The 26,374-nt window shown below is 72.5% G+C and carries 21 protein-coding genes; 11 read left to right on the top strand and 10 right to left on the bottom strand.

The annotated features are described in order from the left end of the window. Nucleotides 1-23 precede the first annotated feature (23 nt). On the top strand, nt 24-833 hold the full coding sequence (locus ACGFNI_RS01100; protein ID WP_393679407.1) for a DsbA family protein: 810 nt from the start codon (nt 24-26) through the stop codon (nt 831-833). Between the two features lie 105 nt (nt 834-938). Further along, complete coding sequence (gene lgt, locus ACGFNI_RS01095) at nt 939-2,003, top strand: prolipoprotein diacylglyceryl transferase (RefSeq protein WP_393679406.1); 1,065 nt, start codon at nt 939-941, stop codon at nt 2,001-2,003. 94 nt (nt 2,004-2,097) lie between these two features. On the opposite strand, the gene ACGFNI_RS01090 is transcribed toward lgt, so the two are convergent. The 6 genes from ACGFNI_RS01090 to ACGFNI_RS01065 all read right to left on the bottom strand — a co-directional run bounded on the left by ACGFNI_RS01090 (nt 2,098) and on the right by ACGFNI_RS01065 (nt 9,562). After that, entirely contained in the window at nt 2,098-2,925 is an 828-nt protein-coding gene (locus ACGFNI_RS01090) for an HpcH/HpaI aldolase/citrate lyase family protein (RefSeq protein WP_393680299.1), read from the bottom strand. A 95-nt stretch (nt 2,926-3,020) separates the two neighbouring features. After that, complete coding sequence (locus ACGFNI_RS01085; protein ID WP_393679404.1) at nt 3,021-4,232, bottom strand: CaiB/BaiF CoA transferase family protein; 1,212 nt, start codon at nt 4,230-4,232, stop codon at nt 3,021-3,023. Continuing rightward, nucleotides 4,229-5,746 carry an ADP-ribosylglycohydrolase family protein gene (locus ACGFNI_RS01080; protein ID WP_393679402.1) on the bottom strand — a complete coding sequence of 506 codons (1,518 nt, stop codon included), beginning with the start codon at nt 5,744-5,746 and terminating at the stop codon, nt 4,229-4,231. The genes ACGFNI_RS01085 and ACGFNI_RS01080 overlap by 4 nt, the downstream gene beginning before the upstream one ends. A gap of 209 nt (nt 5,747-5,955) precedes the next feature. After that, the gene (locus ACGFNI_RS01075; RefSeq protein WP_393679400.1) at nt 5,956-7,152 is read right to left on the bottom strand and encodes an ADP-ribosylglycohydrolase family protein; all 1,197 of its coding nucleotides are present in this window, start codon (nt 7,150-7,152) and stop codon (nt 5,956-5,958) included. Continuing rightward, on the bottom strand, nt 7,149-8,477 hold the full coding sequence (locus tag ACGFNI_RS01070; protein WP_393679398.1) for an ADP-ribosylglycohydrolase family protein: 1,329 nt from the start codon (nt 8,475-8,477) through the stop codon (nt 7,149-7,151). Before ACGFNI_RS01070 ends, ACGFNI_RS01075 begins: the two co-directional genes overlap by 4 nt. Beyond that, complete coding sequence (locus ACGFNI_RS01065; protein WP_393679397.1) at nt 8,474-9,562, bottom strand: ADP-ribosylglycohydrolase family protein; 1,089 nt, start codon at nt 9,560-9,562, stop codon at nt 8,474-8,476. The genes ACGFNI_RS01070 and ACGFNI_RS01065 overlap by 4 nt, the downstream gene beginning before the upstream one ends. Nucleotides 9,563-9,875: 313 nt before the next feature. On the opposite strand from ACGFNI_RS01065, the gene ACGFNI_RS01060 reads away from it, so the two are divergent. The 3 genes from ACGFNI_RS01060 (at nt 9,876) to ACGFNI_RS01050 (ending at nt 16,987) form a co-directional block, all read left to right on the top strand. Beyond that, nucleotides 9,876-10,616, top strand: coding sequence for a VIT1/CCC1 transporter family protein (locus ACGFNI_RS01060; RefSeq protein ID WP_393679395.1), 741 nt, complete (start codon nt 9,876-9,878; stop codon nt 10,614-10,616). Between the two features lie 289 nt (nt 10,617-10,905). Then, nucleotides 10,906-15,534 (top strand): glutamate synthase large subunit, encoded by a 4,629-nt coding sequence (gene gltB / locus ACGFNI_RS01055; protein ID WP_393679393.1) that lies wholly within the window; start codon nt 10,906-10,908, stop codon nt 15,532-15,534. Further along, the gene (locus tag ACGFNI_RS01050) at nt 15,527-16,987 is read left to right on the top strand and encodes a glutamate synthase subunit beta (RefSeq protein ID WP_393679392.1); all 1,461 of its coding nucleotides are present in this window, start codon (nt 15,527-15,529) and stop codon (nt 16,985-16,987) included. The genes gltB and ACGFNI_RS01050 overlap by 8 nt, the downstream gene beginning before the upstream one ends. A gap of 150 nt (nt 16,988-17,137) precedes the next feature. Here the strand turns inward: ACGFNI_RS01050 and ACGFNI_RS01045 are convergent, their stop codons facing one another. Then, nucleotides 17,138-17,719, bottom strand: a complete 582-nt coding sequence (locus tag ACGFNI_RS01045; RefSeq protein WP_393679390.1) for a MarR family winged helix-turn-helix transcriptional regulator — start codon at nt 17,717-17,719, stop codon at nt 17,138-17,140. A gap of 80 nt (nt 17,720-17,799) precedes the next feature. On the opposite strand from ACGFNI_RS01045, the gene ACGFNI_RS01040 reads away from it, so the two are divergent. Further along, entirely contained in the window at nt 17,800-18,519 is a 720-nt protein-coding gene (locus tag ACGFNI_RS01040) for an SDR family NAD(P)-dependent oxidoreductase (RefSeq protein ID WP_393679388.1), read from the top strand. A 10-nt stretch (nt 18,520-18,529) separates the two neighbouring features. Here ACGFNI_RS01040 and ACGFNI_RS01035 read toward each other — a convergent pair whose 3' ends face one another. Further along, nucleotides 18,530-19,003 carry a PPOX class F420-dependent oxidoreductase gene (locus ACGFNI_RS01035; protein ID WP_393679387.1) on the bottom strand — a complete coding sequence of 158 codons (474 nt, stop codon included), beginning with the start codon at nt 19,001-19,003 and terminating at the stop codon, nt 18,530-18,532. 251 nt (nt 19,004-19,254) lie between these two features. Between ACGFNI_RS01035 and ACGFNI_RS01030 the strand changes: the two genes are divergently transcribed. Then, nucleotides 19,255-19,533, top strand: a complete 279-nt coding sequence (locus ACGFNI_RS01030; protein ID WP_393679385.1) for a hypothetical protein — start codon at nt 19,255-19,257, stop codon at nt 19,531-19,533. Nucleotides 19,534-19,555: 22 nt separating this feature from the next. Beyond that, complete coding sequence (locus tag ACGFNI_RS01025; protein ID WP_393679383.1) at nt 19,556-19,780, top strand: hypothetical protein; 225 nt, start codon at nt 19,556-19,558, stop codon at nt 19,778-19,780. Between the two features lie 127 nt (nt 19,781-19,907). On the opposite strand, the gene ACGFNI_RS01020 is transcribed toward ACGFNI_RS01025, so the two are convergent. Then, on the bottom strand, nt 19,908-20,432 hold the full coding sequence (locus ACGFNI_RS01020) for a hypothetical protein (RefSeq protein WP_393679382.1): 525 nt from the start codon (nt 20,430-20,432) through the stop codon (nt 19,908-19,910). A 317-nt stretch (nt 20,433-20,749) separates the two neighbouring features. Between ACGFNI_RS01020 and ACGFNI_RS01015 the strand changes: the two genes are divergently transcribed. After that, entirely contained in the window at nt 20,750-21,067 is a 318-nt protein-coding gene (locus ACGFNI_RS01015) for an MBL fold metallo-hydrolase (RefSeq protein ID WP_393679380.1), read from the top strand. Nucleotides 21,068-21,089: 22 nt separating this feature from the next. Here the strand turns inward: ACGFNI_RS01015 and ACGFNI_RS01010 are convergent, their stop codons facing one another. Next, nucleotides 21,090-21,989, bottom strand: coding sequence for a hypothetical protein (locus ACGFNI_RS01010; RefSeq protein WP_393679378.1), 900 nt, complete (start codon nt 21,987-21,989; stop codon nt 21,090-21,092). Nucleotides 21,990-22,252: 263 nt separating this feature from the next. On the opposite strand from ACGFNI_RS01010, the gene ACGFNI_RS01005 reads away from it, so the two are divergent. Continuing rightward, entirely contained in the window at nt 22,253-23,059 is an 807-nt protein-coding gene (locus tag ACGFNI_RS01005; RefSeq protein ID WP_393679377.1) for a S1 family peptidase, read from the top strand. 189 nt (nt 23,060-23,248) lie between these two features. Next, a complete protein-coding gene (locus tag ACGFNI_RS01000) occupies nt 23,249-26,329 on the top strand; it encodes an endo-alpha-N-acetylgalactosaminidase family protein (protein WP_393679376.1) in 3,081 nt (1,026 codons plus the stop codon). Nucleotides 26,330-26,374: the final 45 nt, after the last annotated feature.

The raw sequence follows: 26,374 nt of genomic DNA, 5'->3' as shown, positions 1-26,374 counted from the left end.
CCCTCCGCTTCGTTGTCCCTGGGGTGAGCCAGAAGAATCGAGACGGTAAGAGCAGCGCCCGCGAGCGGCTGCAGGAACAGCGTGCGAAGGAGAAGGCCCGCGCCCGGCGCAGCCGGCAGGCGGTCGTCGCCGGGGCGGTGGTCGCGGTGCTGGCGGTCGGCGGCGGCATCGCCTTCTGGGCGTCGTCGTCCGGGGGGAGCGAGGACAGTGCCGCCCGGGTGACCGTCCCGAAGGGGGCGACCGGCGGTGCCAAGCCCGCCGTCCCGGTGGGCGCCCCCGACGCCCCCTCCGGCCTCACGGTCTGGGAGGACTTCCGCTGCCCCGCCTGCCAGCAGTTCGAGACCGGATTCCGGTCGGTCATCCACGAGTTGGAGGACTCCGGGCAGTTGAGGTCCTCGTACCACCTCGCCACGATCATCGACGGCAGCGCGGGCGGCATGGGATCACTCAACGCCGCCAACGCCGCCCTCTGCGCCCAGAACGCCGGCAGGTTCCGCGACTATCACGACGTGCTCTACGCGAACCAGCCGCCCGAGCAGCAGGACAAGTTCGCCGACAAGAAGCTGCTCATCCAACTCGCGGGCAAGGTCAAGGGCCTGCCGTCCGCCGCCTTCAGCGCCTGCGTCAACGACGGGACGTACGACGCGCTCGTCCGCAAGTCCAACGCCGCCTTCACCTCGTCCGGCTACCGCGGCACCCCGACCGTCCTGCTCAACGGCAAGGATCTGGCAAAGGAAAAGAACGGGCAGTTCACACCGGCGGACTTCAAGAAGATGGTGCTGGACGCCAACAAGGGCAAGCAGCCGGGCACGAGCGCGGCGCCGTCGTCGTAACTCCGCTCCGGGGCGGGGCGGGGCGGCGCCCGCCGGTGTCGTTACGGAGCCGTTGCCGGGCGGGTTGCCGCCGACCCCGCCCGGCGGGGTAGCGTCGACCCTGCCATGGACCTCGCATTCATTCCCAGCCCGTCGACCGGTGTCGTTCATCTAGGCCCGATCCCGCTCCGCGGCTACGCGTTCTGCATCATCATCGGTGTCTTCCTGGGCGTCTGGCTCGGCAACAAGCGCTGGGTGCAGCGCGGTGGCCGGTCCGGGACGGTCGCGGACATCGCCGTCTGGGCCGTGCCCTTCGGGCTCGTCGGCGGGCGGCTCTACCACGTCATCACGACGTACGAGCCGTACTTCGGCAAGGACGGCCATCCGCTCGACGCCTTCAAGGTGTGGGAGGGCGGCCTCGGCATCTGGGGAGCGGTGGCGCTCGGCGCGGTCGGTGCCTGGATCGGCTGCCGTCGCCGCGGTATCCCGCTGCCGGCCTACTGCGACGCGCTGGCCCCCGGCCTCGCCATCGGCCAGGCCATCGGCCGCTGGGGCAACTGGTTCAACCAGGAACTCTACGGCCGGGCGACCGATGTCCCGTGGGCGCTGAAGATCAGCTCCGACCCGGCGATCGGCCGGGTCGGCGGCACGTACCATCCGACGTTCCTGTACGAGAGCCTGTGGTGCCTGGGCGTCGCCGCGCTGGTGATCTGGGCCGACAAGCGTTTCCGGCTCGGGCACGGCCGGGCGTTCGCGCTGTATGTCGCCTCGTACTGCGTGGGCCGCGCCTGGATCGAGTACATGCGCGTCGACGAGGCGCACCACATCCTGGGCCTGCGGCTCAACGTCTGGACCGCGCTGATCGTCCTGGTCCTGGCCCTCGTCTACATGGTGGTCTCCGCGCGGAAGGCGCCGGGCCGCGAGGCGGTCGTGGAGCCGGGCGCGCAGCCCGATGACGGCACGGACGCCGACGGTGACGGCGGCGACGACGGTGAGGGGCAGGCCACCGAGGGCGGGAAGCCCGCGAACGGGAAGCCCGCGAACGGGAAGCCCGTGGACGGGAAGCCGGGGGATGCGCCGGGGAAGGCGTCCGACGGCGACGGTGCGGACGCGAAGGACGGTCCCGACGCCGAGGACGCCGGGGCGAAGGGCGGGACCGAGCCCGCGGAGAGCAGCGGCAAGAAGTCCTGAACACCGCCGCCGCACTTGGTGCGGCGGCTCACCGCCGGACCGTACCGGGCGGGCCCGATGTCTTCGGGCCCGCCCGGTGCCGTGTGCGGGGACGTCAGCGGCGGCGGTGCGCAAGCGCCAGCACCCGGCGGGCTCCGGCGACCACCGCGGCGTCCACGAACCGCCCGTCGGGCAGCGCCACGGCCCCCGCGCCACCGGCCGCGGCCTTCACCACTTCCTCCGCCGCCTCGATCTCCGCCCCCGTCGGCAGATACGCCGCCTCGATCACCGGAAGCTGCCGCGGATGGATCGCGGCCCGGCCCCAGAACCCCAGGTCACGGCCGTGCGCGCAGGAGCGGGACAGCCCGTCCCCGTCGCGTACGTCCGGGTACACCGACTGGGGCGGCGGGGCCAGCCCGGCGGCGCGGGCGGCGATCACCGTACGGCTGCGCGGCCAGAGCAGCCCGCCGTCGTCCCGCAGCCCCAGCTCCGCCCGGAGGTCGGCCTCACCGATGGCGATGCCGCGCAGCGCCGGGTGGGCGGTGGCGATGGCGTAGGCGTGCTCGATGCCGAGTGCGGATTCGAGCAGGGCGTAGAGGGCGGGTACCGGGCCCGCTGCGGATCCGGTGGCCCAGGTGGCGGCCCGGTGGACGGCGGCGGGGCCGTGCACCTTGGGCAGCCGCAGTCCGGCGAGGCCCGGCAGTCCGGCGAGTGCGCGGATCTCGGCGGCGGCGCGCGGCCCGTCCAGGGCGTTGACGCGGACGTGCACCGGGACGGGGCCAGGCGCCGGATCGCCGAGCCGCTCGGCGGTGGCCCGCAGCGCGTGGTCCTTGCGCTCCGGGGCGACCGCGTCCTCCAGGTCGATCAGCACCACGTCGGCGCCGCAGCCCAGCGCCTTGGTGACCACGCCGGGCCGGTCGCCCGGTACGTAGAGCCAGGTCAGGGGCGCAGGGGCGGCATCGGCGGCGGGGTCAGGGCGGTCCGCCGCGCCGGTCGGGGCCGTCGCTCCGCCGTCGTCCGGCGGGCGGTACGCGCAGGTCACAGGGCACCCGCCGCCCGCAGCCCGGCGATCTCGTCGCCGGTCAGGCCGAGCCCGGTGAGCACCTCGTCGGTGTCCGCGCCGTGCGGCCGGCCTGCCCAGCGGATGGCGCCCGGCGTCTCGGAAAGCCGGAAGAGGACGTTCTGCATCCGGACCGTTCCCAGCTCGTCGTCCGGGACCTCGGTGATCGAGCCGAGCGCGCGGTACTGCTCGTCCGCCATCACGTCCCGGATGTCCTGCACCGGAGCGACGGCGGCCTCCGCCTTCTCGAAGACGGCGATCACCTCGTCCCTGTCGTGCCGGGCGATCCAGCCGCCCACCGCCGCGTCCAGCTCGTCGGCGTGCGCCGCGCGGCCGGCGCCCGTGGCGAACCACGGCTCGCCGGCCAGCTCGGGCCTGCCCACCAGCCGCAGCACCCGCTCCGCGACGGACTGCGCCGACGCGGAGACCGCGACCCACCGCCCGTCGGCGGTGCGATAGGTGTTGCGCGGCGCGTTGTTGGGGGAGCGGTTGCCGGTCCGCGGCTGGACGTAGCCGAGCTGGTCGTACCAGAGGGGCTGCGGCCCCAGGACGGTCAGCAGCGGCTCGATGATCGCCATGTCGACGACCTGCCCGCGGCCGGTCGCCTCCCGCCCGCGCAGCGCGGCCATCACGGCGTACGCGGTGGTGAGCGCGGCGATCGAGTCGGCCAGACCGAAGGGCGGCAGCGTCGGCGGCCCGTCCGCCTCACCGGTGAGCGCGGCGAACCCGCTCATCGCCTCGGCGAGGGTGCCGAACCCCGGCCTGCGGGCGTACGGGCCGAACTGGCCGAAGCCGGTGACCCGGGCCAGCACCAGCCGGGGGTTGGCCGCGGACAGCTCGTCCCAGCCCAGCTCCCACTTCTCCAGCGTGCCTGGCCGGAAATTCTCGACGACGACATCGGCGCCGGCGGCCAGCCGGAGCAGCACCTCGCGGCCACCAGGGTCGGCGAGGTCGAGGGTGAGGTTCTTCTTGTTGCGGCCGAGCAGCTTCCACCACAGGCCCACGCCGTCCTTGGCCGGGCCGTGGCCGCGCGACGGGTCGGGCCGCCGGGGATGCTCCACCTTGATCACCTCGGCGCCGAAGTCGCCGAGCAGGGTCGCGGCGAGCGGCCCGGCGAACAACGTGGCCAGATCGAGCACCCGCAGCCCCGACAGCGGACCGGGTACGGGAGGGGTGTGCGGCGCGGTCATGGCAGGGATACCTCCGGTCGGTGGGGGCGGGGGACGGCGAGCGCCGCGGTGCGCCGGGCGAGGGTGTCGAAGCCGATGCCGTCCAGACCGCCGACGGTCGTGGCGAGCCGGTTGCCCAGCGGCGCCGTCCAGCGGTCAGGGAGCGCGCCGGGGTCACCGGCCAGCAGTCCGGCGACCGAACCGGCCGTCGCGCCGTTCGAGTCGGTGTCCCAACCGCCTGACACGGCACGGCAGATGGACCCGGAGAATTCGCCGTCGGCGTGGGTGAGGGCGGCGGCCAGCAGCGCGGCGTTCGGTACCGCGTGCACCCAGTGGTGGTGCCCGTAGGCGGCGTGCAGGCGGTCGACGACGCCCGTGAAGCCGTCCGGTGTGCCGGTGGGCTCCTCGCGGGCGGCGGCGATGCCGAAGCGGACGGCGCGGGCCAGCCGGGAGCGGGCGGGGACGACGGCGAGGCCGGCGCGCAGGGCACCGTGCACATCGCAGGCGCCGCCCGCGGCCTCGGCGACTGTGGCGGCGGCGAACATCGCGCCGTACACGCCGTTCGCCGTATGGCTGAGGACGGCGTCCCGCCAGACCTCGGCGGCGGCGCCGTACGGGTCGCCTGGCCGGGTCCAGCCGAAGACGTCGGCGCGGATCTGCGCGCCGATCCACTCGCGGAACGGATTGCGGTGGCGGGCCGTGTCCGGCGGCTCGATGCCGTCCAGCAGATTGCGGTACGCGACGCGCTCGGCGGTGAAGGCGCGGCCCGCGGGCAGCTCGTCCAGCCACAGCCGCGCCACGTCGGCGGTGGTGAAGCCGTGGCCGTGGCGTTCGATGAGGAGCAGGCCGAGCAGCGGGTAGTTGAGATCGTCGTCCTCGGGCATGCCGTGGATGTTCTCGGCGAGTGAGGTGCCGCGGCTGCGGCGGTTCCAGGGGTGGCGGGCGGTGACCGCCGGATCGGTGCCGGCCTCGGTGAAGTAGGACGCGAGCGGCCAGTTGCCGCTCGCGCGGGCCAGTGCGCGGACGCCGTCGAGCGGCAGCTTCTCCACCGGCTTGCCGAGCAGACACCCGACGGCCCGGCCCAGCCAGGCGGCTTCGAGGCGGGTGGGCAGGGGGGTGGGGGTGGCTGTGGGGGAGAGGGGGGTGGTGGGGGCGGGTGGTTCGGCGCCGGAGCGCTCCCCCCACCCCCGAACCCACCCCCGCCCCCTCCCCCGTAGGGGGAGAGGGGGGAGGGGGCGGGGGGAGCCTCGCCCCCTCCCCTCGCGGGCGGCGACGCGGGGCGGCCGTGCGGCGGCGATGGCGTCGAGTGCGGTCGGTTCGTCGGCGGCCAACGGTGAGGGGAGCTGGGCGAGTTCGTCGAGGAGGTGGTGGGCGAGGGTGCGGAGCGCGGGGTCGGCGGGGGCGGGGGAGGCGCCGGCCCGTTCGGGGGGCGGTGGGCCGCCGGCGGCCTGCCAGCGGCGGGCGAGTGCGGTGGCGTCCCGTCCGTCCTCGGCCGCCTGGCGCAGTTCGTGTCCGATGAGGTCTTCGGGCTGCACCCAGGTCAGCCGGAGGGGAGGGGGAGGTGTGGCTGAAGGGTGAACTGCGGTGTGGGGGAGGGGAGTTGACGGAGGGGGAGTGGTCGCAGGGGTGGTGGCTGTGGGGCCCGTGGTTCCGGGTGTTCGTCGTGTCACCACCCGGAACGATCCGTGGCGGCTGTGCCAGAGATCGCCGGGGCCGCGTCCCGTGCCGGTGGGGCGACCGGGCATCATGCCTCCGCCAGCGCGCCGAACGCCCGCTCGTGGGCCAGGCGGCGGGCCCGGTCCCGGGCGAAGACCTCGCGGGCCACCGCGGCCAGGGCGTGGGCCGGGGCCGTCAGGTCGAGGCGGCTGGCGCGGGCGACCTCGGCGCTCCATGCGGCGGGCACCGCGGCGGCGCCGTGCAGTGCGCCGGCGAGTGCGCCGCTCATGGTGGCGATCGAGTCGCAGTCCCTGCCGTAGTTGACGGAGCCGAGGACGGCGCGCCGGTAGTCGCCGTCGGCGACCAGCAGCATGCCGAGGGCGATGGGCAGTTCCTCGATGGCGTGCAGCCGGGACGGGCGGCGGGCGCCCAGGGAGGGGCTGCGGTAGTCGGGGCCCACGGTGTCGAACGGCGCGACGGCAGCCCGCAGGGCCATGCGCGCCGCTGTGGTGCCGGTGTGCGGGGCCGCGGCTTCGCAGACCGCTTCGATGGCGGCGCGGGTGCCGTCCTTGGCCAGCCGCAGTGCTGCGTCGGCGACGGATGCCGCGGTGGCGCCGGGGGTGCAGGCGGCGGCCACCGCCGCGGCGAAGACGCCGGCGGCCTCGCGTCCGTAGGAGGACTGGTGGGCGCCCGCGATGTCCAGCGCTTCGGCGTAGGCGCCGGGTGGGTTTCCCGCGTTGACGAGGCCGACCGGTGCCATGTACATCGCGGCGCCGCAGTTGACGATGTTTCCCACGCCGGCCTCCCGCGGGTCCACGTGTCCGTAGTGCAGCCGGGCCACGATCCACTTCTCGGCGAGGAAGAGGCGCTGCAACGGCAGGGCTTCGGCCTCCAGTTCGGGGATCCAGCGGGGGGTGCCGATGAGGTCGGGTACGAGGTGGTCGGCGACGGCGTAGGCGTCGATGTGGTCGCGGACGGTCGTGTAGACGCGTACCAGGGCGTGTGTCATGAGGGTGTCGTCGGTGACGTGCCCGTCGCCCTTGTGGTACGGCGCGATGGGGCGGGCGGTGCGCCAGTCGGCGTGGAACGGGCCGACGATGCCCTCGACCCGGCCGCCGTGCCGTGCGGCGATCTGTTCCGGTGTGCAGCCCTCGACGGGCCCGCCCAGCGCGTCGCCGACCGCCGCGCCGACGAGGCATCCGGTGACGCGGTCGGTGAGCGGTTCGGCCGCGGGGGCGGCGGGTTGCGGGGTGGCCGGGGCCGGGTGGTGCGTGGTGGGGGTCATGTGCGGGTGAGTCCTTCCGCGGTGGGGCGGGTGGTGGCGGGTGGTGCCAACGGGCTTTCGGGTGCGGTCAGTTCGCTGCCGGCCAGCAGTGCCGCCAGGTCGACGAGGTCGGTGCCGGCGAGCCGGGGCAGGGCGCAGCCGGACAGCACCCGGCAGGCGTCGCGCCAGCTGTCGGGGATCGCGGGGGCGCCGCCCAGTGCGCCGGTCAGTGCTCCGGCGAGTGCGGGGGCCGAGTCGGCGACCCGGGACAGGCAGGCGGCGGCGGGGACGGCTTCGGTGACCTGGCCGCCGGCGGCGTGGGCCAGGGCGAGGGCGACGGGGACGGTTTCGGCGGCGGCGATGCCGTAGCTGTAGACGTGGTCGACGATTTCGTGTTCCAGCACGGGGACGAGGGCGAACGCGTGCCCGGGGCGGCCGGAGCGTGCGCCGGCGCAGGCGCGGGCCAGGTGCAGGGCGTGCAGGGTGTTGCGCCGGATTTCGGTGCCGTCGGGGAGTTGGTCGACGGCGGCGGTCAGGCAGGTGCCGACGGGGGCGCCGCCGAGTGCCGTGGCGATGGCGGCGGCCATCGCGCGGGCGCCGTGCACGCCGTCGCCGTCCTGGGTGTAGCGGGCGTCGTATGCGGCGAGTTCGGCTGCGGGGCCGGGTGCGCCGGGGTGGACGACGGCGAGTACGGCGGCCCGTACGCAGGCGGCGTCGTCGAAGAAGTGCGGGTTGTCGTGGCCGGTGGCGGGTGGCCGCAGCCCGGCGGCCAGGTTGCCGAGTCCGGCGCGTACGGAGATGCGGGCGCGCAGCGGGAGTACGGCGGATTCCACTTCGGGTGCGCGGTCGGCGGCTGCGGCGATCTCGGCGGCGAGGCCGTTCCAGGCGAGGTCGATGGCGGCGCGCATCCGCAGGTCCCTGCCGAGGTCGCTGAGCGGGGCGCCGGCGGCGGTGAGGACCGAACTCGCGGTGAAGGCGGCCCATTCGGCGTCGTCGGACGGGCCGAGCCGCAGGGGTTCGGGCGGCTGGTTGAGTGCGATCGGGACCGGCAGGGTGGTGGTGGCGTTCTGTTCGGCGAAGGTGTCGAGTTCGCGGGTGAGGCGGCGGGTCCATTCGGGCATCCGTGCGGCGCGGTGGCGGGCGGCCGGCCAGCCCGCCGCGTCGCCGGCGGCGAGTCCGATGAGCAGTCCTTCGATGCGGGAGTGGGTGTCGGGGGGCGCCGCCTGCGGCGTGCCGTGCGCGGGTGCGGGGCAGCGGGTGGCGGGTTCGTCGGGGCCGGTGCGGGCTCCGGGGGGCCGGGGAGCTGCGGCGGGCAGGGGCGCCGTGCGGGGTGGTTCGTGGGTCATCGGGCCGCCGTTCCGGCCTCGTCGGCCGAGGTGCCGGGTGCCAGCAGGCCGGCGATGTCGAGGACGTGGTAGCCGGCCATCGACGGCAGGCAGCTGCCGCGTACCGGTCCGATGGCGCGGGCCCAGGGGGCGGGGATGGCCGCGGTGCCGCCGAGTGCGCCGGCCAGTGCGCCGGCGACGGCGGCGGTGGTGTCGGCGTCCCGGCCCATGTTGACGGCGGTGAGCACCGATGCGGAGAAGTCGCCGCGGGCCGCGGCGAACGCGCCGAAGGCGAGGCCGACGGCTTCGGGTGCCAGGTCGGTCCAGGGGTAGCCGCCGATGACGACGGCGGAGCGCACCGCGCGTTCGGTGCCGAGCTGGGTGAGGTCGGGGTCGTGGCGGGAGCGCTGGGCGGCGCCGACGGCCCGGCGCAGGGAGCGGGCGGTCCAGGAGTCCTCGGGGACGACGGAGAGCGCGGCGGCGATCACGGCGTCGGTGGAGCGGGCGACCATCGCGGTGGCGACCCCGGCGGCGACCGCCCGGCCGCCGTAGATGCCTTCGCCGTCGTGGCTGACGGTGCCGTCGATGGCGACCAGCCGGGCGGCTTCGGCGGGGCGTCCGGCGGCGAACACGCCGAACGGGGCGGCGCGCATGGCGAGGCCGTCGCTCCAGGCGTGCCGGTGCTGGGCGGAGATGGGGGCGGCGAGTCCGCGGCGCAGGTTCTCCAGCGTGCCGCGTTCGCTGAATCCGGCGCCGCGGAACGGGCCTTCGTCGCGGTCGGCGATCCACTGGTGCCAGGCGTTCTCGACGTCGGCGACGGTCAGCGCCGAGCCGTGTGCGGCGAGCAGCAGTCCGGAGAAGATCGCGTATTCGGTGTCGTCGGTGCCGGCCGGGTCCTCATCGACGAAGCCTTCGATGCGGCCCCAACGGCGGCGGATCTGGGACGGTTTCATGTTTTCCGCGGGGGCGCCGAGCGCGTCGCCGACGGCGAGCCCGAGCATCGCGCCGCGTGCCCGGTCGGGTGCGGCGGCCGGGGTGCGGGGCCGGGGTGCGGGGTCTGCGCCGGCGGGCGGGGGTTTCGCGGGCGGGGGATGGGGAGCGCTCATGGGCGTGCCCTTCTGTGGTGCGGACCGGACCGCTGTCCGGTATCCGTGCCACGCCGGGGGCCCGCTCTCCTGCCCGGGGTGCCAGGGTCACCCGGTCGTGTCACCCGAACGGCGCCGTGCGGCGGCCCGTGGTGCTGCCGAGGGGCCCTGGTGACCAGGATCTCAAGGAGATCCTTTAGGAGAAACCGCAGGTCAGAGAGGTAAGTTCGGCCTTCCTTGCTAGCGGCGGACGGGTCTTGCCGCCTACTTTCGATGTGTTGGAGGGGGAAGTGCCGATAGCGGCCCACACCTCGCTGAAGGGAGTAGGTCCCGCATGTCTGTCATAGGAGTCATGGACGCTTCGGCGCCGACCCACGTAGCCCACCGCGACAACCACACGCACCGTGACGTCAACGGCGGCTGGCTGCGCCCCGCCGTCTTCGGAGCGATGGACGGCCTGGTGTCGAACCTCGCGCTGATGACCGGTGTCGCGGGTGGCGCGGTGTCCCAGCAGACGCTGATCATCACCGGCCTGGCGGGGCTTGCGGCCGGTGCCTTCTCGATGGCGGCGGGTGAGTACACGTCGGTCGCCTCGCAGCGCGAACTGGTCCTCGCGGAGCTGGACATCGAGCGGGGTGAACTGCGGGCGCACCCCAAGGACGAGCGGGACGAGCTGGCCGCCCTGTACGAGTCCCGCGGGGTCGAGCCCGGCCTTGCCGGGCAGGTCGCCGACCAGCTGTCGAAGGACCCGGAGCAGGCGCTGGAGATTCACGCGCGCGAGGAATTGGGTATTGACCCGTCGGACCTTCCTTCGCCCATGGTGGCCGCGGTTTCTTCCTTTGGTTCATTTGCATTGGGCGCGCTTTTGCCTGTGCTTCCTTACCTGCTGGGGGCTTCTGCATTGTGGCCCGCGGTGCTTCTCGCGCTGCTCGGACTCTTCGCTTGCGGGGCGGTCGTGGCACGGGTGACGGCCAGGTCGTGGTGGTTCAGCGGGCTGCGGCAGCTGGCTCTCGGTGGCGCGGCTGCCGGTGTGACGTACATCCTGGGAACGGTGTTCGGAACCGTCGTAGGGTGACGCGCCATGCGGGCCGGCACATAATTAACGCGTTACCCGGCGGTTTCATCGTGTTGACGACCGGGCATAAGGCCGAGGCGTCACGGGCAATGTCGCTCGGTGCACGCCACGCTTTCGGATCGCTTTGTCCGTCCGCGTCCCTGACTCGCCGCCCCGTGCGGTGTCCGCATGCTGGAAGGCTCTATCCGCTTTTCGAGAAGCGGGCCATCCTGTAACCTGCACGAAATTTCGCGGAGGGCCAACGTCGTCCCTCGGCAATACCTTTGCCACGACGACGTTGGGAGAGCCGATGCGTTCCGCGTCCACGCACTCCGCGACCACCGGCAGCGCCAGCGCCGCATGGTCGCCCATGGACGGGCGCCCCGCCCAGCAGGGGATGTACGACCCGCGCAACGAGCACGATGCCTGTGGCGTCGGCTTCGTGGCCACCCTCACCGGCGAGGCCAGCCACGCGCTGGTCGAGCAGGCGCTCACCGTCCTGACGAATCTGGAGCACCGCGGCGCCACCGGCTCCGAGCCCGACTCGGGCGACGGCGCGGGCATCCTGCTCCAGGTGCCGGACGCGTTTTTGCGGGAGAACGTCACCTTCGCGCTTCCCGAGGCCGGCGGGTACGCCGTCGGCATCGCCTTCCTCCCGGCAGATGCCCAGGATGCGGCCGAAGCGGTCTCGCGCATCGAGACGATGGCCGGGGAAGAGGGCCTGGACGTCCTGGGCTGGCGGGTCGTCCCGGTCGCCCCGCAGCTCCTCGGCAACGGCGCCCGCGCCACCATGCCGGCCTTCTCCCAGCTGTTCGTCGCGGACACGGACGGCGCCGCCGGCACCGGACTCGCCCTGGACCGCAAGGCGTTCGCGCTGCGCAAGCGCGCCGAGCGGGAGGCCGGGGTCTACTTCCCCTCGCTCTCCTCCCGGACCGTCGTCTACAAGGGCATGCTGACCACCGGGCAGCTGGAGCCGTTCTTCCCCGACCTGTCCGACCGCCGCTTCGCCACGGCCATCGCCCTGGTCCACTCGCGGTTCTCCACCAACACCTTCCCGAGCTGGCCGCTGGCCCACCCGTACCGCTTCGTCGCGCACAACGGCGAGATCAACACGGTCAAGGGCAACCGCAACTGGATGCGCGCCCGCGAATCGCAGCTGGCGTCGAAGCTCTTCGGGGAGCGCGACCTGGAGCGGATCTTCCCCGTCTGCACCCCGGACGCCTCCGACTCCGCCTCCTTCGACGAGGTGCTCGAACTGCTGCACCTCGGCGGCCGGTCGCTGCCGCACTCGGTGCTGATGATGGTCCCCGAGGCGTGGGAGAACTCCCCGGCCATGGACCCGGCCCGCCGCGCCTTCTACCAGTACCACTCCACGATGATGGAGCCCTGGGACGGCCCGGCCTGCGTCACCTTCACCGACGGCACCCAGGTCGGCGCGGTCCTGGACCGCAACGGCCTGCGCCCCGGGCGGTACTGGGTCACCGACGACGGCCTGGTCGTGCTCTCATCCGAGGTCGGCGTCCTCGACATCGACCCCGCCAAGGTCGTCCGCAAGGGCCGCCTCCAGCCCGGCCGGATGTTCCTCGTGGACACCGCCGAGCACCGCATCATCGAGGACGACGAGATCAAGGCGCAGCTCGCCGCCGAGAAGCCGTACCAGCAGTGGCTGGACGAGGGCCTGATCGACCTCGCCGACCTGCCCGAGCGTGAGCACATCGTGCACACCCACGCCTCGGTCACCCGCCGCCAGCAGACCTTCGGCTACACCGAGGAAGAGCTGCGGGTGCTGCTCGCGCCGATGGCCAAGGCCGGCGCCGAGCCGATCGGCTCGATGGGCACCGACTCGCCGATCGCCGCGCTCTCCGACCGCCCCCGGCTGCTCTTCGACTACTTCACCCAGCTCTTCGCACAGGTCACCAACCCGCCGCTGGACGCCATCCGCGAGGAACTCGTCACCTCGCTGATCTCCTCGCTCGGCCCCCAGGGCAACCTCCTGGAGCCCACCGCGGCCTCCTGCCGCAGCGTGACCCTGCCGTTCCCGGTCATCGACAACGACGAGCTGGCCAAGCTCATCCACATCAACGCCGACGGCGACATGCCCGACATGAAGGCCGTCACGCTCGCCGGCCTCTACCGGGTCTCCGGCGGCGGCGCGTCGCTGGCCGCCCGGATCGCCGAGATCTGCGCCGAGGCGGACGCCGCCATCGACGACGGCGCCCGGCTGATCGTGCTCTCCGACCGCCACTCCGACGCCGAGCACGCCCCGATCCCCTCACTGCTGCTCACCGCCGCGGTCCACCACCACCTCATCGCCACCAAGGAACGCACCCAGGTCGGCCTGCTGGTCGAGGCGGGCGACGTGCGCGAGGTGCACCACGTCGCGCTGCTCATCGGCTACGGCGCCGCCGCGGTCAACCCCTACCTCGCCATGGAGTCCGTCGAGGACCTGGTGCGGGCCGGTACGTTCCTGCCGGGCACGGACGCCGAAGGGGCCATCAGGAACCTCATCAAGGCGCTCGGCAAGGGCGTCCTGAAGGTCATGTCCAAGATGGGCATCTCGACCGTCGCCTCCTACCGCGGCGCGCAGGTCTTCGAGGCCGTCGGCCTGGACGAGGAGTTCGTCGGCAGGTACTTCCAGGGCACCGCCACCAAGATCGGCGGCGCCGGGCTCGACGTCGTCGCCAAGGAGGTCGCGGCGCGGCACGCCAAGGCGTACCCGGTCTCCGGCATCGCCGCCACGCACCGCGCGCTGGACATCGGCGGCGAGTACCAGTGGCGCCGCGAGGGCGAGCCGCACCTCTTCGACCCGGACACCGTCTTCCGGCTCCAGCACTCCACCCGCTCGCGCCGCTACGACATCTTCAAGCAGTACACGGAGCGGGTGAACGAGCAGTCCGAGCGGCTGATGACGCTGCGCGGCCTGTTCGGCCTGAAGTCGGGGAAGAACGGCACGTCCGAGCGGCCCCCGGTCCCGCTCGACGAGGTCGAGCCGGCGTCCGAGATCGTCAAGCGCTTCTCCACCGGCGCGATGTCCTACGGGTCGATCTCCCGCGAGGCGCACGAGACCCTCGCCATCGCCATGAACCAGCTGGGCGGCAAGTCCAACACCGGTGAGGGCGGCGAGGACCCGGAGCGCCTGTACGACCCGGCGCGCCGCTCGTCCATCAAGCAGGTCGCCTCCGGCCGCTTCGGTGTGACCAGCGAATATCTCGTCAACTCCGACGACATCCAGATCAAGATGGCGCAGGGCGCCAAGCCGGGCGAGGGCGGCCAGCTGCCGGGCCACAAGGTCTACCCGTGGGTCGCAAGGACCCGGCACTCGACGCCGGGCGTGGGGCTCATCTCCCCGCCGCCGCACCACGACATCTACTCCATCGAGGACCTCGCCCAGCTCATCCACGACCTGAAGAACGCCAACCCCCGGGCGCGCATTCACGTCAAGCTGGTGTCCGAGGTCGGCGTCGGAACCGTCGCCGCGGGCGTCTCCAAGGCGCACGCCGACGTCGTCCTCATCTCGGGACACGACGGCGGAACGGGCGCGTCACCGCTCACCTCGCTCAAGCACGCGGGCGGCCCCTGGGAGCTGGGACTCGCCGAGACCCAGCAGACGCTGCTGCTCAACGGCCTGCGCGACCGCATCGTCGTGCAGACCGACGGCCAGCTCAAGACCGGCAGGGACGTCATCATCGCCGCCCTGCTGGGCGCCGAGGAGTTCGGTTTCGCGACCGCTCCGCTGGTCGTCTCCGGCTGCGTCATGATGCGCGTCTGCCACCTGGACACCTGCCCGGTGGGCATCGCCACCCAGAACCCGGCGCTGCGCGAGCGGTTCAGCGGCAAGGCCGAGTACCTCGTCAACTTCTTCGAGTTCATCGCCGAAGAGGTCCGCGAGCTGCTGGCCGAGCTGGGCTTCCGGAGCCTGGACGAGGTCATCGGCCGCGCCGAGATCCTCGACACCACACAGGCCGTCGACCACTGGAAGGCCCAGGGCCTGGACCTGGCACCGCTGCTGCACGTGCCGGAGCTGCCCGACGGCGCCGTCCGCCACCAGGTCACCGTCCAGGACCACGGCCTGGCGAAGGCCCTGGACAACGAGCTGATCAAGCTCGCCGCCGACGCGCTGTCCGCCGACACCGCCGAGGCCGCCCAGCCGGTGCGCGCCCAGGTCGCCATCCGGAACATCAACCGGACCGTCGGCACGATGCTCGGCCACGAGGTCACGAAGAAGTTCGGCGGCGCGGGGCTGCCCGACGACACCATCGACCTCACCTTCACCGGCTCGGCCGGCCAGTCCTTCGGCGCGTTCCTGCCGCGCGGCGTCACGCTGCGCCTTGAGGGCGACGCCAACGACTACGTCGGCAAGGGCCTGTCCGGCGGCCGGATCGTGGTCCGCCCGGACCGCGGCGCCGACCACCTCGCCGAGTACTCCACCATCGCGGGCAACACCCTCGCCTACGGCGCGACCGGCGGCGAGCTGTACCTGCGCGGCCGGGTCGGCGAACGGTTCTGCGTCCGCAACTCCGGCGCGACGGTGGTCTCCGAGGGCGTCGGCGACCACGGCTGCGAGTACATGACCGGCGGCAACGCGGTCGTCCTGGGCGAGACCGGCCGCAACTTCGCGGCCGGCATGTCCGGCGGCTACGCCTACGTCATCGACCTCGACCCGGCCCACGTCAACAAGGAACTGGCCGACGCCGTCCACGCGTTGGACGAGGCCGACAAGCAGTGGCTGCACGACGTCGTGCGCCGCCACCAGGAGGAGACCGGCTCGACCGTCGCCGCGAAGCTCCTCGCCGACTGGGATGGAGCCGCGGCCCGCTTCAGCAAGGTCATCCCGCCCACCTACCAGGCAGTGCTCGCCGCCAAGGACGCCGCCGAGCTGGCCGGACTCTCCGAGTCCGCGACCCACGAGAAGATGATGGAGGCGGCGACCCATGGCTGACCCCAAGGGCTTCCTGAACCACGACCGCGAGGTCGCCACGACCCGCCCCGTCGAGGAACGCGTCAAGGACTGGAACGAGGTCTACCAGCCCGGCTCCCTGCTGCCGATCATCAGCAAGCAGGCGTCCCGCTGCATGGACTGCGGCATCCCCTTCTGCCACAACGGCTGTCCGCTGGGCAACCTCATCCCCGAGTGGAACGACTACGCCTGGCGGGACGACTGGAGCGCGGCCAGCGAGCGGCTGCACGCGACCAACAACTTCCCGGAGTTCACCGGGCGGCTGTGCCCCGCGCCGTGCGAGGCGGCCTGTGTGCTGGGCATCAACCAGCAGCCCGTCACCATCAAGAACGTCGAAGTCACCATCATCGACAAGGCGTGGGACAGCGGTGACGTCACCCCGCAGCCGCCCGAGCGGCTCTCCGGCAAGACCGTCGCCGTCATCGGCTCGGGCCCTGCCGGACTCGCCGCCGCCCAGCAGCTGACCCGGGCGGGCCACACCGTCGCCGTCTACGAGCGCGCCGACCGGCTCGGCGGGCTGCTGCGCTACGGCATCCCCGCGTTCAAGATGGAGAAGAGCCACATCAACCGCCGCATCGAGCAGATGCGGGCGGAGGGCACCAAGTTCCGTACCGAGATGGAGATCGGCCGGGACATCGACGCGAAGAAGCTGCGCAAGCGCTACGACGCCGTGGTGATCGCGGCGGGTGCCACCACCTCCCGTGACCTGCCGGTGCCCGGACGCGAACTGAACGGCATCCACGCCGCGATGGAGTACCTGCCGCTGGCCAACAAGGTGCAGGAGGGCGACCTGACCGTCGCCCCGATCAGCGCCGAAGGCAAGCACGTCGTGGTCATCGGCGGCGGCGACACCGGCGCCGACTGCGTCGGCACCGCCCACCGCCAGGGCGCCGCGTCCGTCACCCAGCTGGAGATCATGCCCAAGCCGGGCGATGAGCGGAACCCGGGCCAGCCCTGGCCGACGTTCCCGATGCTCTACAAGGTCACCTCCGCGCACGAGGAGGGCGGCGAGCGGGTCTACTCCGTCTCCACCACCCACTTCGAGGGCGACGAGGACGGCAACGTCCAGTGGCTGCACCTGATCGAGGTGGAGTTCAAGGACGGCAAGCTGGAGCAGAAGCCGGGCACGGAGCGCCGCATCCCCGCCCAACTGGTCACCCTGGCCATGGGGTTCACCGGCACGGACCAGGCCAATGGCATGGTCGAGCAGTTCGGCCTGGAGCTGGACGCGCGCGGCAATGTCGCCCGCGACGCGGAGTTCGCCACCAACGTGCCCGGCGTGTACGTCGCCGGTGACGCGGGCCGCGGCCAGTCCCTCATCGTCTGGGCCATCGCCGAGGGCCGCTCGGCCGCCCAGGGCGTGGACCGCTTCCTCACCGGAGCCAGCGCCCTGCCGGCTCCCATCAAGCCGACGGACCGCGCACTGACCGTGTAGCGATCCGTCCCCCGCTGTCCCGCACAACGTCGTGCGGCGGCATGGGACCGGGGAGAATCCCGGCCCCCGTACCGCGGCGCCTGTCCCCCTCCCCGACCGGAGGGCAGGCGCCGCGCGTCGTTCCCGGGCACGTCCCGGTGCCCGCCCCGGTCAGTCCGCGCCCACCTGCCCGATCCGGTCGTCGCCGAGCCGCTGCTGGGCATCGCGCAGCAGGATCCGCAGCAGTCCGGCCAGCTGGTCCTGCTGCTCGTCGGTGAGCGCGTCGAGCAACTCCGTCTCGCGGCCCAGGACTTGGTCGACGGTCGCCTCGACCCGCTCGTGGCCCGCCGCCGTCAGCCGCACCAGCACGCTGCGCGGCCTGCCCTCGCCGGGCTCGCGGGTGACCAGGCCCTCGCGCTCGGCGCGCGCCACCCGCTGCGAGACGGCGCCCGCGGTGACCAGGCAGCGGCGGGCGAGTTCCCTGGTGGTGAGGGCGTAGGGCTCGCCGCCGCGCCGCAGCACGCTCAGCAGGTCGAGGGTGGCCGGGTCCACGCCGGCCCGCGCCAGCACCCGGCGGCGGTTGTCGCCGAACAGCTTGGCCAGCTGCCACAGGGGCGTGACGATCCCGATCGAGGAGACCGGGGTGCCGGGCCGCTCGCGCTGCCAGGCTGCGGCGATCTCCTCGACGGGGTCCGTGCCGGCGCCGGCCGCGGGGTCGCCGTGGCCGTCCTGATGCTTCGGTGTGCTTGCCACCCGACCTCCTGGAAGTGTTATGTTCAGCTCTAAATTTAGCCCTGAATTTAGAGCTGAACGAACAGAGTGGAGCTCATCGTATGACACGCACCATCCTGGTCACCGGTGGCGGTACGGGCATCGGCCGGGCCGTCGCCCACCACTTCGCCGCGGCGGGCGACAGCGTCGTCGTCACCGGACGCCGCCCCGGACCCCTCAAGGAGACCGCGGACCGTGCCGGCATCCGCGCGGTGACCTGCGACCACACCGACCCCGCGGCCCTGGCCGCACTCCTCGACACGCTCCCCGCACGCATCGACGTACTGGTCAACAACGCGGGCGGCAACACCGACTTCCAGACCGACGGGGCCGACGACCTCGCCGCCTACGCCCGCGACTTCCGCGCCAACCTCGACGCCAACCTGCTCACCGCCGCACTGACCGTCCGCGCCCTGGACGCGCGGCTCACGGACGGCGGCGCTGTGGTGCACATCGGCTCGATCGCCGCCGACACCGGGGCCGGATCCTACGGCGCGGCCAAGGCGGCACTCGCCGCCTGGAACTCCGGACTGGCCGCCGCGCTCGGCCCGCGCGGCATCACCGCCAACGTCGTCTCGCCCGGCTACATCGCCGACACCGAGTTCTTCCACGGGCAGCTCCCCGAGGAACGCCGCCGGACCCTCATCGACGCCACGCCGACGGGACGCCCCGGCGTGCCCGCGGACATCGCGGGCACCGTCGCGTTCCTCGCGTCCCCCGCGGCCCGGCACCTCACCGGGCAGGTGCTGCACGTCAACGGGGGGGCCCACCGCACCCGTTGACGTGCCGCCGTCACTCCTCGCCCGCCACCAGACGGGCCGGGAAGCCGCCGGTGGCGACCGGGCCCCAGCGCAGCGGCGTCACCCGGATCAGCGACTTGCCCTGGGTGCGCATCGCCTCGCGGTACTCGTCCCAGTCCGGGTGCTCGCCGGAGATGTTGCGGAAGTACTCGACCAGCGGCTCGATCGAGTCCGGCACATCGAGCACCTCGGCCTCGCCGTCGATCTGCACCCACGGCCCGTTCCACTCGTCGGACAGCACGATCACACTGGCCGACGGCGCCCTGCGGACGTTGCGGACCTTGGCGCGCTCCGGATACGTCGACATCACCAGACGCCCGGAGTTGTCCACGCCGCAGGTCAGCGGCGACCCCTGCGGGGTGCCGTCGGAGCGGCGGGTCAGCAGGATGGCGCGGTGGCGCGGGCGGACGAACTCCAGCAGCTCCGGCAGTTCGACGCGGGTGGCACGGGCGATGGAAGGGCTCATGCGGGAAGGGTAGTTGCTGCCCGGCCGATGGCCCGTCGTTCGGGCCTGCTTGTCCGATCGGCTTCCAGATGTGTCCGCGCACAGGGGCCCATGCGGTCCGGGTCGCCGGTCGGAGACGCTTTTCTTTTTCCGGCACCTTACGGGCAGTGTCATCGTCCAGGCGAGTTAAATTCACACCATCCGCGTTCGCAAAATATTCGCAAGGGAACCCTCTTCTTGTAAAAAATTCCCGAATGAAGAAGGAGAGATCCGTGGCGAATATTGAAGTGCTGCGCAGTCCCTTTCTGTTCCTTGCGGACGGTCAGCAGCAGACATTTGCGCGCGATTTCGGCAAGAATCCGAATGTATTCGCCTGGATTCGGCCGTGCGTGTACTTCCACCCCTTCACCGATGCGCTCTCCCGGCTCCAGTATGTGTCGGAGTACGCATACTGGGAAGGCAATGATCCGATTCCCCCCTTCTGGGGTGTGGAGCTTCGGGCCACCGGAAACACGCAGTTCGTTATGTTGCTCATGCTTGTCACCGTGTGAAAAAGAGAGGACGGATCAGTTCATGCGCGTTGAAGCGTCGTTTGGTAAAGACGGGAACATCATCGCCCTTGCGGAGATTGTCGAGGAGGGTGACGAGCGTGTCAGGATTCGTCTTGTTCCCAGCGACGACCGCAGGATCGCAGAACTTGAGGTGCCGCCCGAGTACGACGGCCGGCCCTTTGCGGAACTGGCAGCCCGGTTCACAGTGGTAGAAGCACCCGACGGGCCAAAATTCGCACCTCGGTAGTCGTGCCGGCCAGGGGTTGCAGTGCACCTTGACCGGCACAACCGGCCTCTGTCGGTGCGACGGCCCGCACCGGCCGACCGGTGCGGGCCGTACGGCCGGGCCGTCTCCCGCTGGGGGCGCGCACGGTCTACGCGGCGGGCAGTTGCTTGCCGGTGGCCGCGTCCACGATCTTGCGGTCGCCGAGCGCGTCCTTCAGCTTCACCTTGACCTTGTCGGTGTCCAGCTGCGCGGTGCACATCTTCTTCGTCTTGCTCTTCTCGCTCCAGCCGGAGATCACCACCAGCTTCTCCGACTCGCGGACATGCGTGCCGTAATGGGAGTCGCAGGCGCCGTGGCCGACCGTCACCGTCAGCTCCCGCGCCTTGGTGTCCTTCGGCCGGTCCGCACCGGCCAGCGGCAGCACCGCGTCGTGGTGCCCGGAGACCGGCTTCACCTTCGGCCAGTCCCGTACGACGGTGTCGGCCCGCTGCTCGAACGGATCCTGCTTCTTCGGCGGCGCGTTGCCCACGGTCTGGGACGTGCCGCCGCCGCACCCGGACAGGGCCGCGGTGCCTGCGGCGGCCAGGGCGATCAGAGCGGCCAGAGTGCGGGCCCCGGCGCGCCGGCCGGTGCCGGTCAGGGCCGTGGTCCGCTGCGCGGTGGTTGTTCGCATGACATGCCTCCTCGGGTCACCGATGGGACGGAGCAGGCGCCGTTCGGGTTCCGGCCCCGTTGCGCCGTGCGCGCAATCCGCCGACGGCGCAAGGCGAGGCAGGGCCGCACGGAGCTGTCTGACGTCCAGGACATGGACACCCTCATACCGGTCACCGAGACCATCTGGCACCTCCCGTTCCCCGTCGGACACGTCTACCTCGTCGCCCTGCCGGGTGACGGCTACGCCGCGGTCGACACGTCGGTACCCGGCTCCGCCCCGGCGATCCTCGACGCGCTGCCCGGCTCGGCGGGCAACCCCGCGACCTGCGGCAGATCGTGCTCACCCACAGCCACATCGACCACATGGGATCGGCCGCCGACCTGGTGGCCGCGACCGGGGCCACCGTGCTGGCCGGCGCCGACGACGTCCCGTACATCAGCGGCGCCGCCCCCGAACCCGTGCCGCCCCTGAGCCCCACCGAACAGGCCCTGTACGAGGGCATCTTCGCCGGGTTCGCCGAGGCCGGACTGCCGCCGCTGCGGCACGTCGGCGTCGATGTCGCGCTGCGCGAAGGGGACACCGTCGACGGCTGGTCCGAGCCGGTCCGGGTGCTGCACGTGCCCGGCCACACACCGGAGCGCGACTGGCTGTGAGCCGCACGGGCCCGGCGCGCCGTCAGGTGTCGCAGTCCAGCAGCGTGTGACACAGCCCGCAGCGGGCCTGGAGCCGGCCGCGGACCGGAACCCGGACGCGTTGCAGGCAGGCGGGGCAGGGGAACGACACCCGCTGCGGCCCCGGGCCCTCGAAGGCGAAGCCGTACTCCCGGTCGGGCGCGGTGCGCTGCGCGTCGTGCGCCGCGCGGCGCGCCCTGGCGTACCGGCGCCTGGCCGCCCAGCCGGCCGCGGCCAGCGGCGGCCTGCGGGCCTCATCCCTGGCCCGCGCCCGCCCCGCCGTGTACGCGTCGTACGCCTGCGGGCTGGTGAACCACGGCGCGGGGTCCTCGCCGAAGAACTCCGCGCGCAGCGCCAGGACGTAGCCGAACTCCTCCGGGGTGAGATAGCCCAGCTTCTGCGAGAGGGGGCCGTGCTCGCGGTAGGCGTCCAGCAGCAGCCAGCCGGCGCCCAGGTAGGCCGTCGCGGTGTCGGTGAGGATCTCGTTGTCGCGGGTGCCGGGGAAGGCCAGGTCCAGGCGGTGCAGATAGACGTGCATCACCTCGTGTGCCAGGGCCGCGCCGATGTCCTTGCGATGTGACCGGAATCGTTCGTTCAGCTCGATGAAGTACTCAGGCCCCGCGGCGAGTTCGACGGAAGCGGCGTGCTCCATCGTCCGGAACGACACCACCATCCGGGCGTCCGGCAGCCGCAGGTGAAGGACCATCGCGCGGGCCACCCGCTGCACCCCCAGATGCAGGTCGTCCGTGTCGTCGAAGGCCACGTCAACGGGGAGCACGCTGGTGTCGAAGGTGCTCACCGTGTCGTACGACAGGCGGCGGTGCAGCGCCGTGAGGGAGGCCCGCACCGTGTCGAGATGCGGGTAGCCGTGTGCGATCTCCCCGCCGGGGGTGCCCGTTGCCACCGGGCCACTCTACGACCGGGCGGGACCGGCCGGTACGGGGCGTACGGGCGGGCGGCGCGGGGGAGTTGGCCGATTACGGACCCTTGTCACCCTGATCGCGTTATCCACATAATCACAGGGCGCTTTACGGACTCATCCCCCACTGGGTCCGGACGCCTTGAAGTGTGCTGCCCTTCTCCACGCGGACTGTCCGGCGGCGCACACCGGCTCCGGTGGGACACGAGCTCGTCATCGACGTGCAACCCCCCACGAAAGGAAGCCCGTTGCGCAGCACCCTGAAGCACCTCAAGAGAACCACCGCCCTCGGCGCGATAGCCCTCGCCGCCTTCAGCCTCCAGCCCGGCACGGCATCCGCCGCCCCCGCGCCCGACCCCTCCGGCGTCCACACCAAGGTCGTCGGCGGCACCAAGGCCGAGCAGGGTGAATTCCCCTTCATGGTCCGGCTGTCGATGGGCTGTGGCGGCGCGCTGTACGCCAAGGACATCGTCCTCACCGCCGCGCACTGCGTCGACGGCAGCGGCCCCAACACCGACATCACCGCCACCGCCGGTGTCGTCGACCTGGAGGACTCCGCCGCCGTCACCGTCAAGTCCAAGGAAGTCCTTCAGGCCCCCGGCTACAACGGCAAGGGCAAGGACTGGGCGCTGATCAAGCTGGAGAAGCCGATCGACCAGCCCACGCTGAAGATCGCGCAGGACGACAAGCTCAACAACGGCGACTTCACCATCGCCGGCTGGGGCGCCGACAAGGAAGGCGGCGACCAGCAGCGCTACCTCCTCAAGGCGACCGTCCCGTTCATCGACGACGCGACCTGCGGCAAGGCGTACGGCGACTCGCTGACCCCGGGCGACGAGATCTGCGCGGGCAAGCTCGACACCGGCGGCGTCGACACCTGCCAGGGCGACTCGGGCGGCCCGATGTTCCGCAAGGACGACGCGGGCGAGTGGCTCCAGGTCGGCATCGTGTCGTGGGGCGAGGGCTGCGCACGGCCCGGCAAGCCCGGCGTCTACAGCGAGGTGAGCACCTTCGCGGCCGACATCCAGAAGGCCGCCGGCGAACTCGGCAGCTGAGCCGGAACCGCGCCGGGGCGCAGGACGGGCGGCGGCCCGCCCTGCGCCACGGCGCGGCCCTGCGTCAAGGAAACGCCGGCCCGCATCCGTTAGTCCAACACCTGTCCCTCCTTTGTCCATAGGCGCGCCCGCCCCACCGGCCGCACGCTGTCCGGCGACAGCAGTGCAGGTGCCGAGGAGGAGACGCGCGTGAACGAACAGACAAAGGGCCGCGGCGGACCCAGCCGCCGCGAAGTCGTCGCCGCCACCGCGCTCGCCTCGGCCGCCACCGCCCTGCCACTCGGCGCCGGTTCGGCGTCCGCCGCACCCCGGGCGGGCGAGGCCGTCCTGCGCTCCCGGGAGCTGACGGTCCGCGTCGCCACCGACTTCCCGCGCATCGTCGCCTACACCGACCGCGCCACCGGCGCCGTCCTGCACGGCCAGGGGACCGCCGTGCACCAGGTCCTGATCGACGGCACCGCCCGCACCCCGCAGGTCACCCACCGCGCCCGCGCCGACCGGGCCGCCTACACCCTCGCCTTCGACGGAGGCACCGAGATCACCGTCGAGATCGCGGTCGCCGGACGGCAGGTCCACTGGCGGGTCACCGGCATCGACGACACCGCGGCGCGGCCCGTCGGCACCCTGGAAATCCCCGGCCTCGCGCTGCTCGCCGTCCGCAGCGACCAGCCCGCCCCGACCCTGCTCGCCGCCCGCATCGACCTCGACAAAGCCACCAGCGGCGACACCCTGGTGCAGGTCACGCCGGACACCGAGCCCGACGAGGCGCCCACCGGATGCGCGTACGCGGTGGTGTCCACCGGTGAACTCGCCGCCGCCGTCGAGACCAACACCGTCCACGACCTGCCGTCCGGCACCACCGCCTGGGAGAACGGCAGACTCCGGCACCAGGTCGTGCGCGGCGACGGCTTCGTCACGGCGCAACTCGGCTGCGGCCAGTGGACGCACCGCGCGGCCGGCGCGCCGTGGGACGCCACCGAACCGCTGCCCTACGCGACGGTCGTCGTCACCGGCGACCGCAACGGCGACGGCAGGACCGACTGGCAGGACGGCGCCATCGCGCTGCGGGACATCATGGTCGTGCCGCGCGGCGCCGACGAGCAGCACCTCCGCGTCGTCCCGCACATCCCCTTCAACTTCGCAGGCCAGGCCACCAACCCGTTCCTCGCCACCCTCGACAACGTCAAACGGATCGCGCTGGCCACCGACGGACTGCGGCAGTTCACCCTCCTCAAGGGCTACCAGTCCGAAGGACACGACTCGGCGCACCCGGACTACGGCGGCAACTACAACACGGGGGCCGGCGGACTCGACGACCTCAACGCGCTGGTGCGGGCCGGCAAGAAGTGGAACAGCGACTTCGCGGTGCACGTCAACGCCACCGAGTCCTACCCCGTCGCGCACGCCTTCTCCGAGAAGCTGGTGGACAAGACCGACGAACAGTGGGACTGGCTCGACCAGTCCTACCGGATCGACGCCCGCCACGACCTGCTCTCCGGCGGCATCGCCACGCGCCTCGCACAGCTGCGCGCACAGACCGACCCCGCGCTCAACATGATCTACTTCGACGTCTTCCGCGAATCCGGCTGGAACTCCGACCGCCTCCAGCGCCACCTGCACGACCAGGGCTGGCAGGTCACCAGCGAATGGGGCCACGGCCTGGAACGCTCCTCGCTCTGGTCGCACTGGGCGAACGAGACCGACTACGGCGCCGACACCTCACGCGGCATCAACTCCCAGCTGATCCGCTTCCTGCGCAACCACCACAAGGACGTCTTCGCCGACAAGTGGCCCACCCTGCTGGGCGCGCCCCGGATGGGCAACTTCGAGGGCTGGGTCGGCAAGACCGACTGGCACGCCTTCACCGACGTCATCTGGCGCGACGCGCTGCCCGCCAAGTACCTCCAGGCGTACCCGATCCGCACCTGGGCCGCGCACGAGATCACTTTCGAAGGGCCGACGAAGACCTCCGTATCCGACGCGGACGGCACCCGGAAGATCACCACCGACGGCCGGCTGGTCTACGACGACGGCCGCTACCTGCTGCCCTGGGAGCCGCGCCTGGCCACCGACCCGGACAAGCTCTACCACTACAACCCGCAGGGCGGCAGCACCCGTTGGACCCTGCCGCGCGGCTGGTCGGACGCCACCGCGGTGTACGCGTACCGCCTCACCGACCAGGGCAGAACCCAGGAACGGCGACTGCCGGTGCGCGGCGGCGCGGTCACCGTCGACGCGGACGCCGGCCACCCCTACGTCCTCCACCGCACCAAGGCCCCGGCGCAGCAGGACCCGCGGTGGGGCGAGGGCACCGGCGTCGGCGACCCGGGATTCCACTCCGGCGGGCTCGACGGCTGGCAGGTGGCCGGGCCCGCCCGCGTCGAGACGAGCACACTCGGCGACTACGAACTGGTCATCGGCGCGGGCGCCGCCGCCTCGGTCAGCCGGCGCCTCGACCGGCTGGCGCCCGGCAGCTACGCCGCGTCCGTACAGGTCGAGGTCGGTCGGGCGGCGGGGGAGCGGCGCCGGGCCGCCCTGGAGGTGCGCACCGCCGACGGGGTCACCGCGGCCAACTGGACCGAGACCTCCACCGCGGGCAACTACATCGCCGCCGACCGCAAGCACGGCACCCGCTTCCAGCGGATGTTCACTCCCTTCACGGTGCCCGACGGCGGCGGCCCCGTCACCCTCGCGCTGACCGCGGCGGCCGGAAACGCGCGGGTGCGCTTCGACAACATCCGGGTGGTGCCCGCCGAGCGCAGCACCAAGCGGGGCACGCCGGTGTACGAGGACTTCGAGCACGTCCCGCAGGGCTGGGGCGTCTTCGTCAAGGGCGACGCGGGCGGCTCGACGGACCCGCGCACCCATCTCACCCAGCGGCACGCGCCGTACACCCGGCGCGGCTGGAACGGCAAGGCGATCGACGACGTCGTGGACGGCGGCCGGTCCCTCAAGTCGCGCGGCGAGAACACCGGGGTCGTCCACCGGACCGTGCCGCACACCGTCCGCTTCCTGCCGGGCCGCCGCTACCGCGTCACCTTCCGCTACGAGAACGAGAAGGCCGGCCAGTACGCCTGGATCACCGCCGTCGACGAGCCCGCGGCCCGCGAACTGAGCCGCCGCCCGCTCCCGGCCGCGACCCAACCCGCCACCCTCGCCTACGAGTTCACCGCTCCCGACCGCGGCGAGGCATGGGTGGGGCTGCGCAAGGTCGGCGACGACGCGAAGGCGGAGTTCGTCCTGGACAGCTTCGAGGTCAGGGAGGTGTGAGGCAGGCGCGCGGGGTTCCGGGGGTCGTCCCGGAACCCCGCACCC

This window comes from Streptomyces sp. NPDC048644 (assembly GCF_043199105.1).
In the GTDB taxonomy this organism is placed as follows: domain Bacteria; phylum Actinomycetota; class Actinomycetes; order Streptomycetales; family Streptomycetaceae; genus Streptomyces.
Note: the sequence above shows the minus strand (reverse complement) of the source record. Positions and strands in the feature narration are given on the sequence as shown.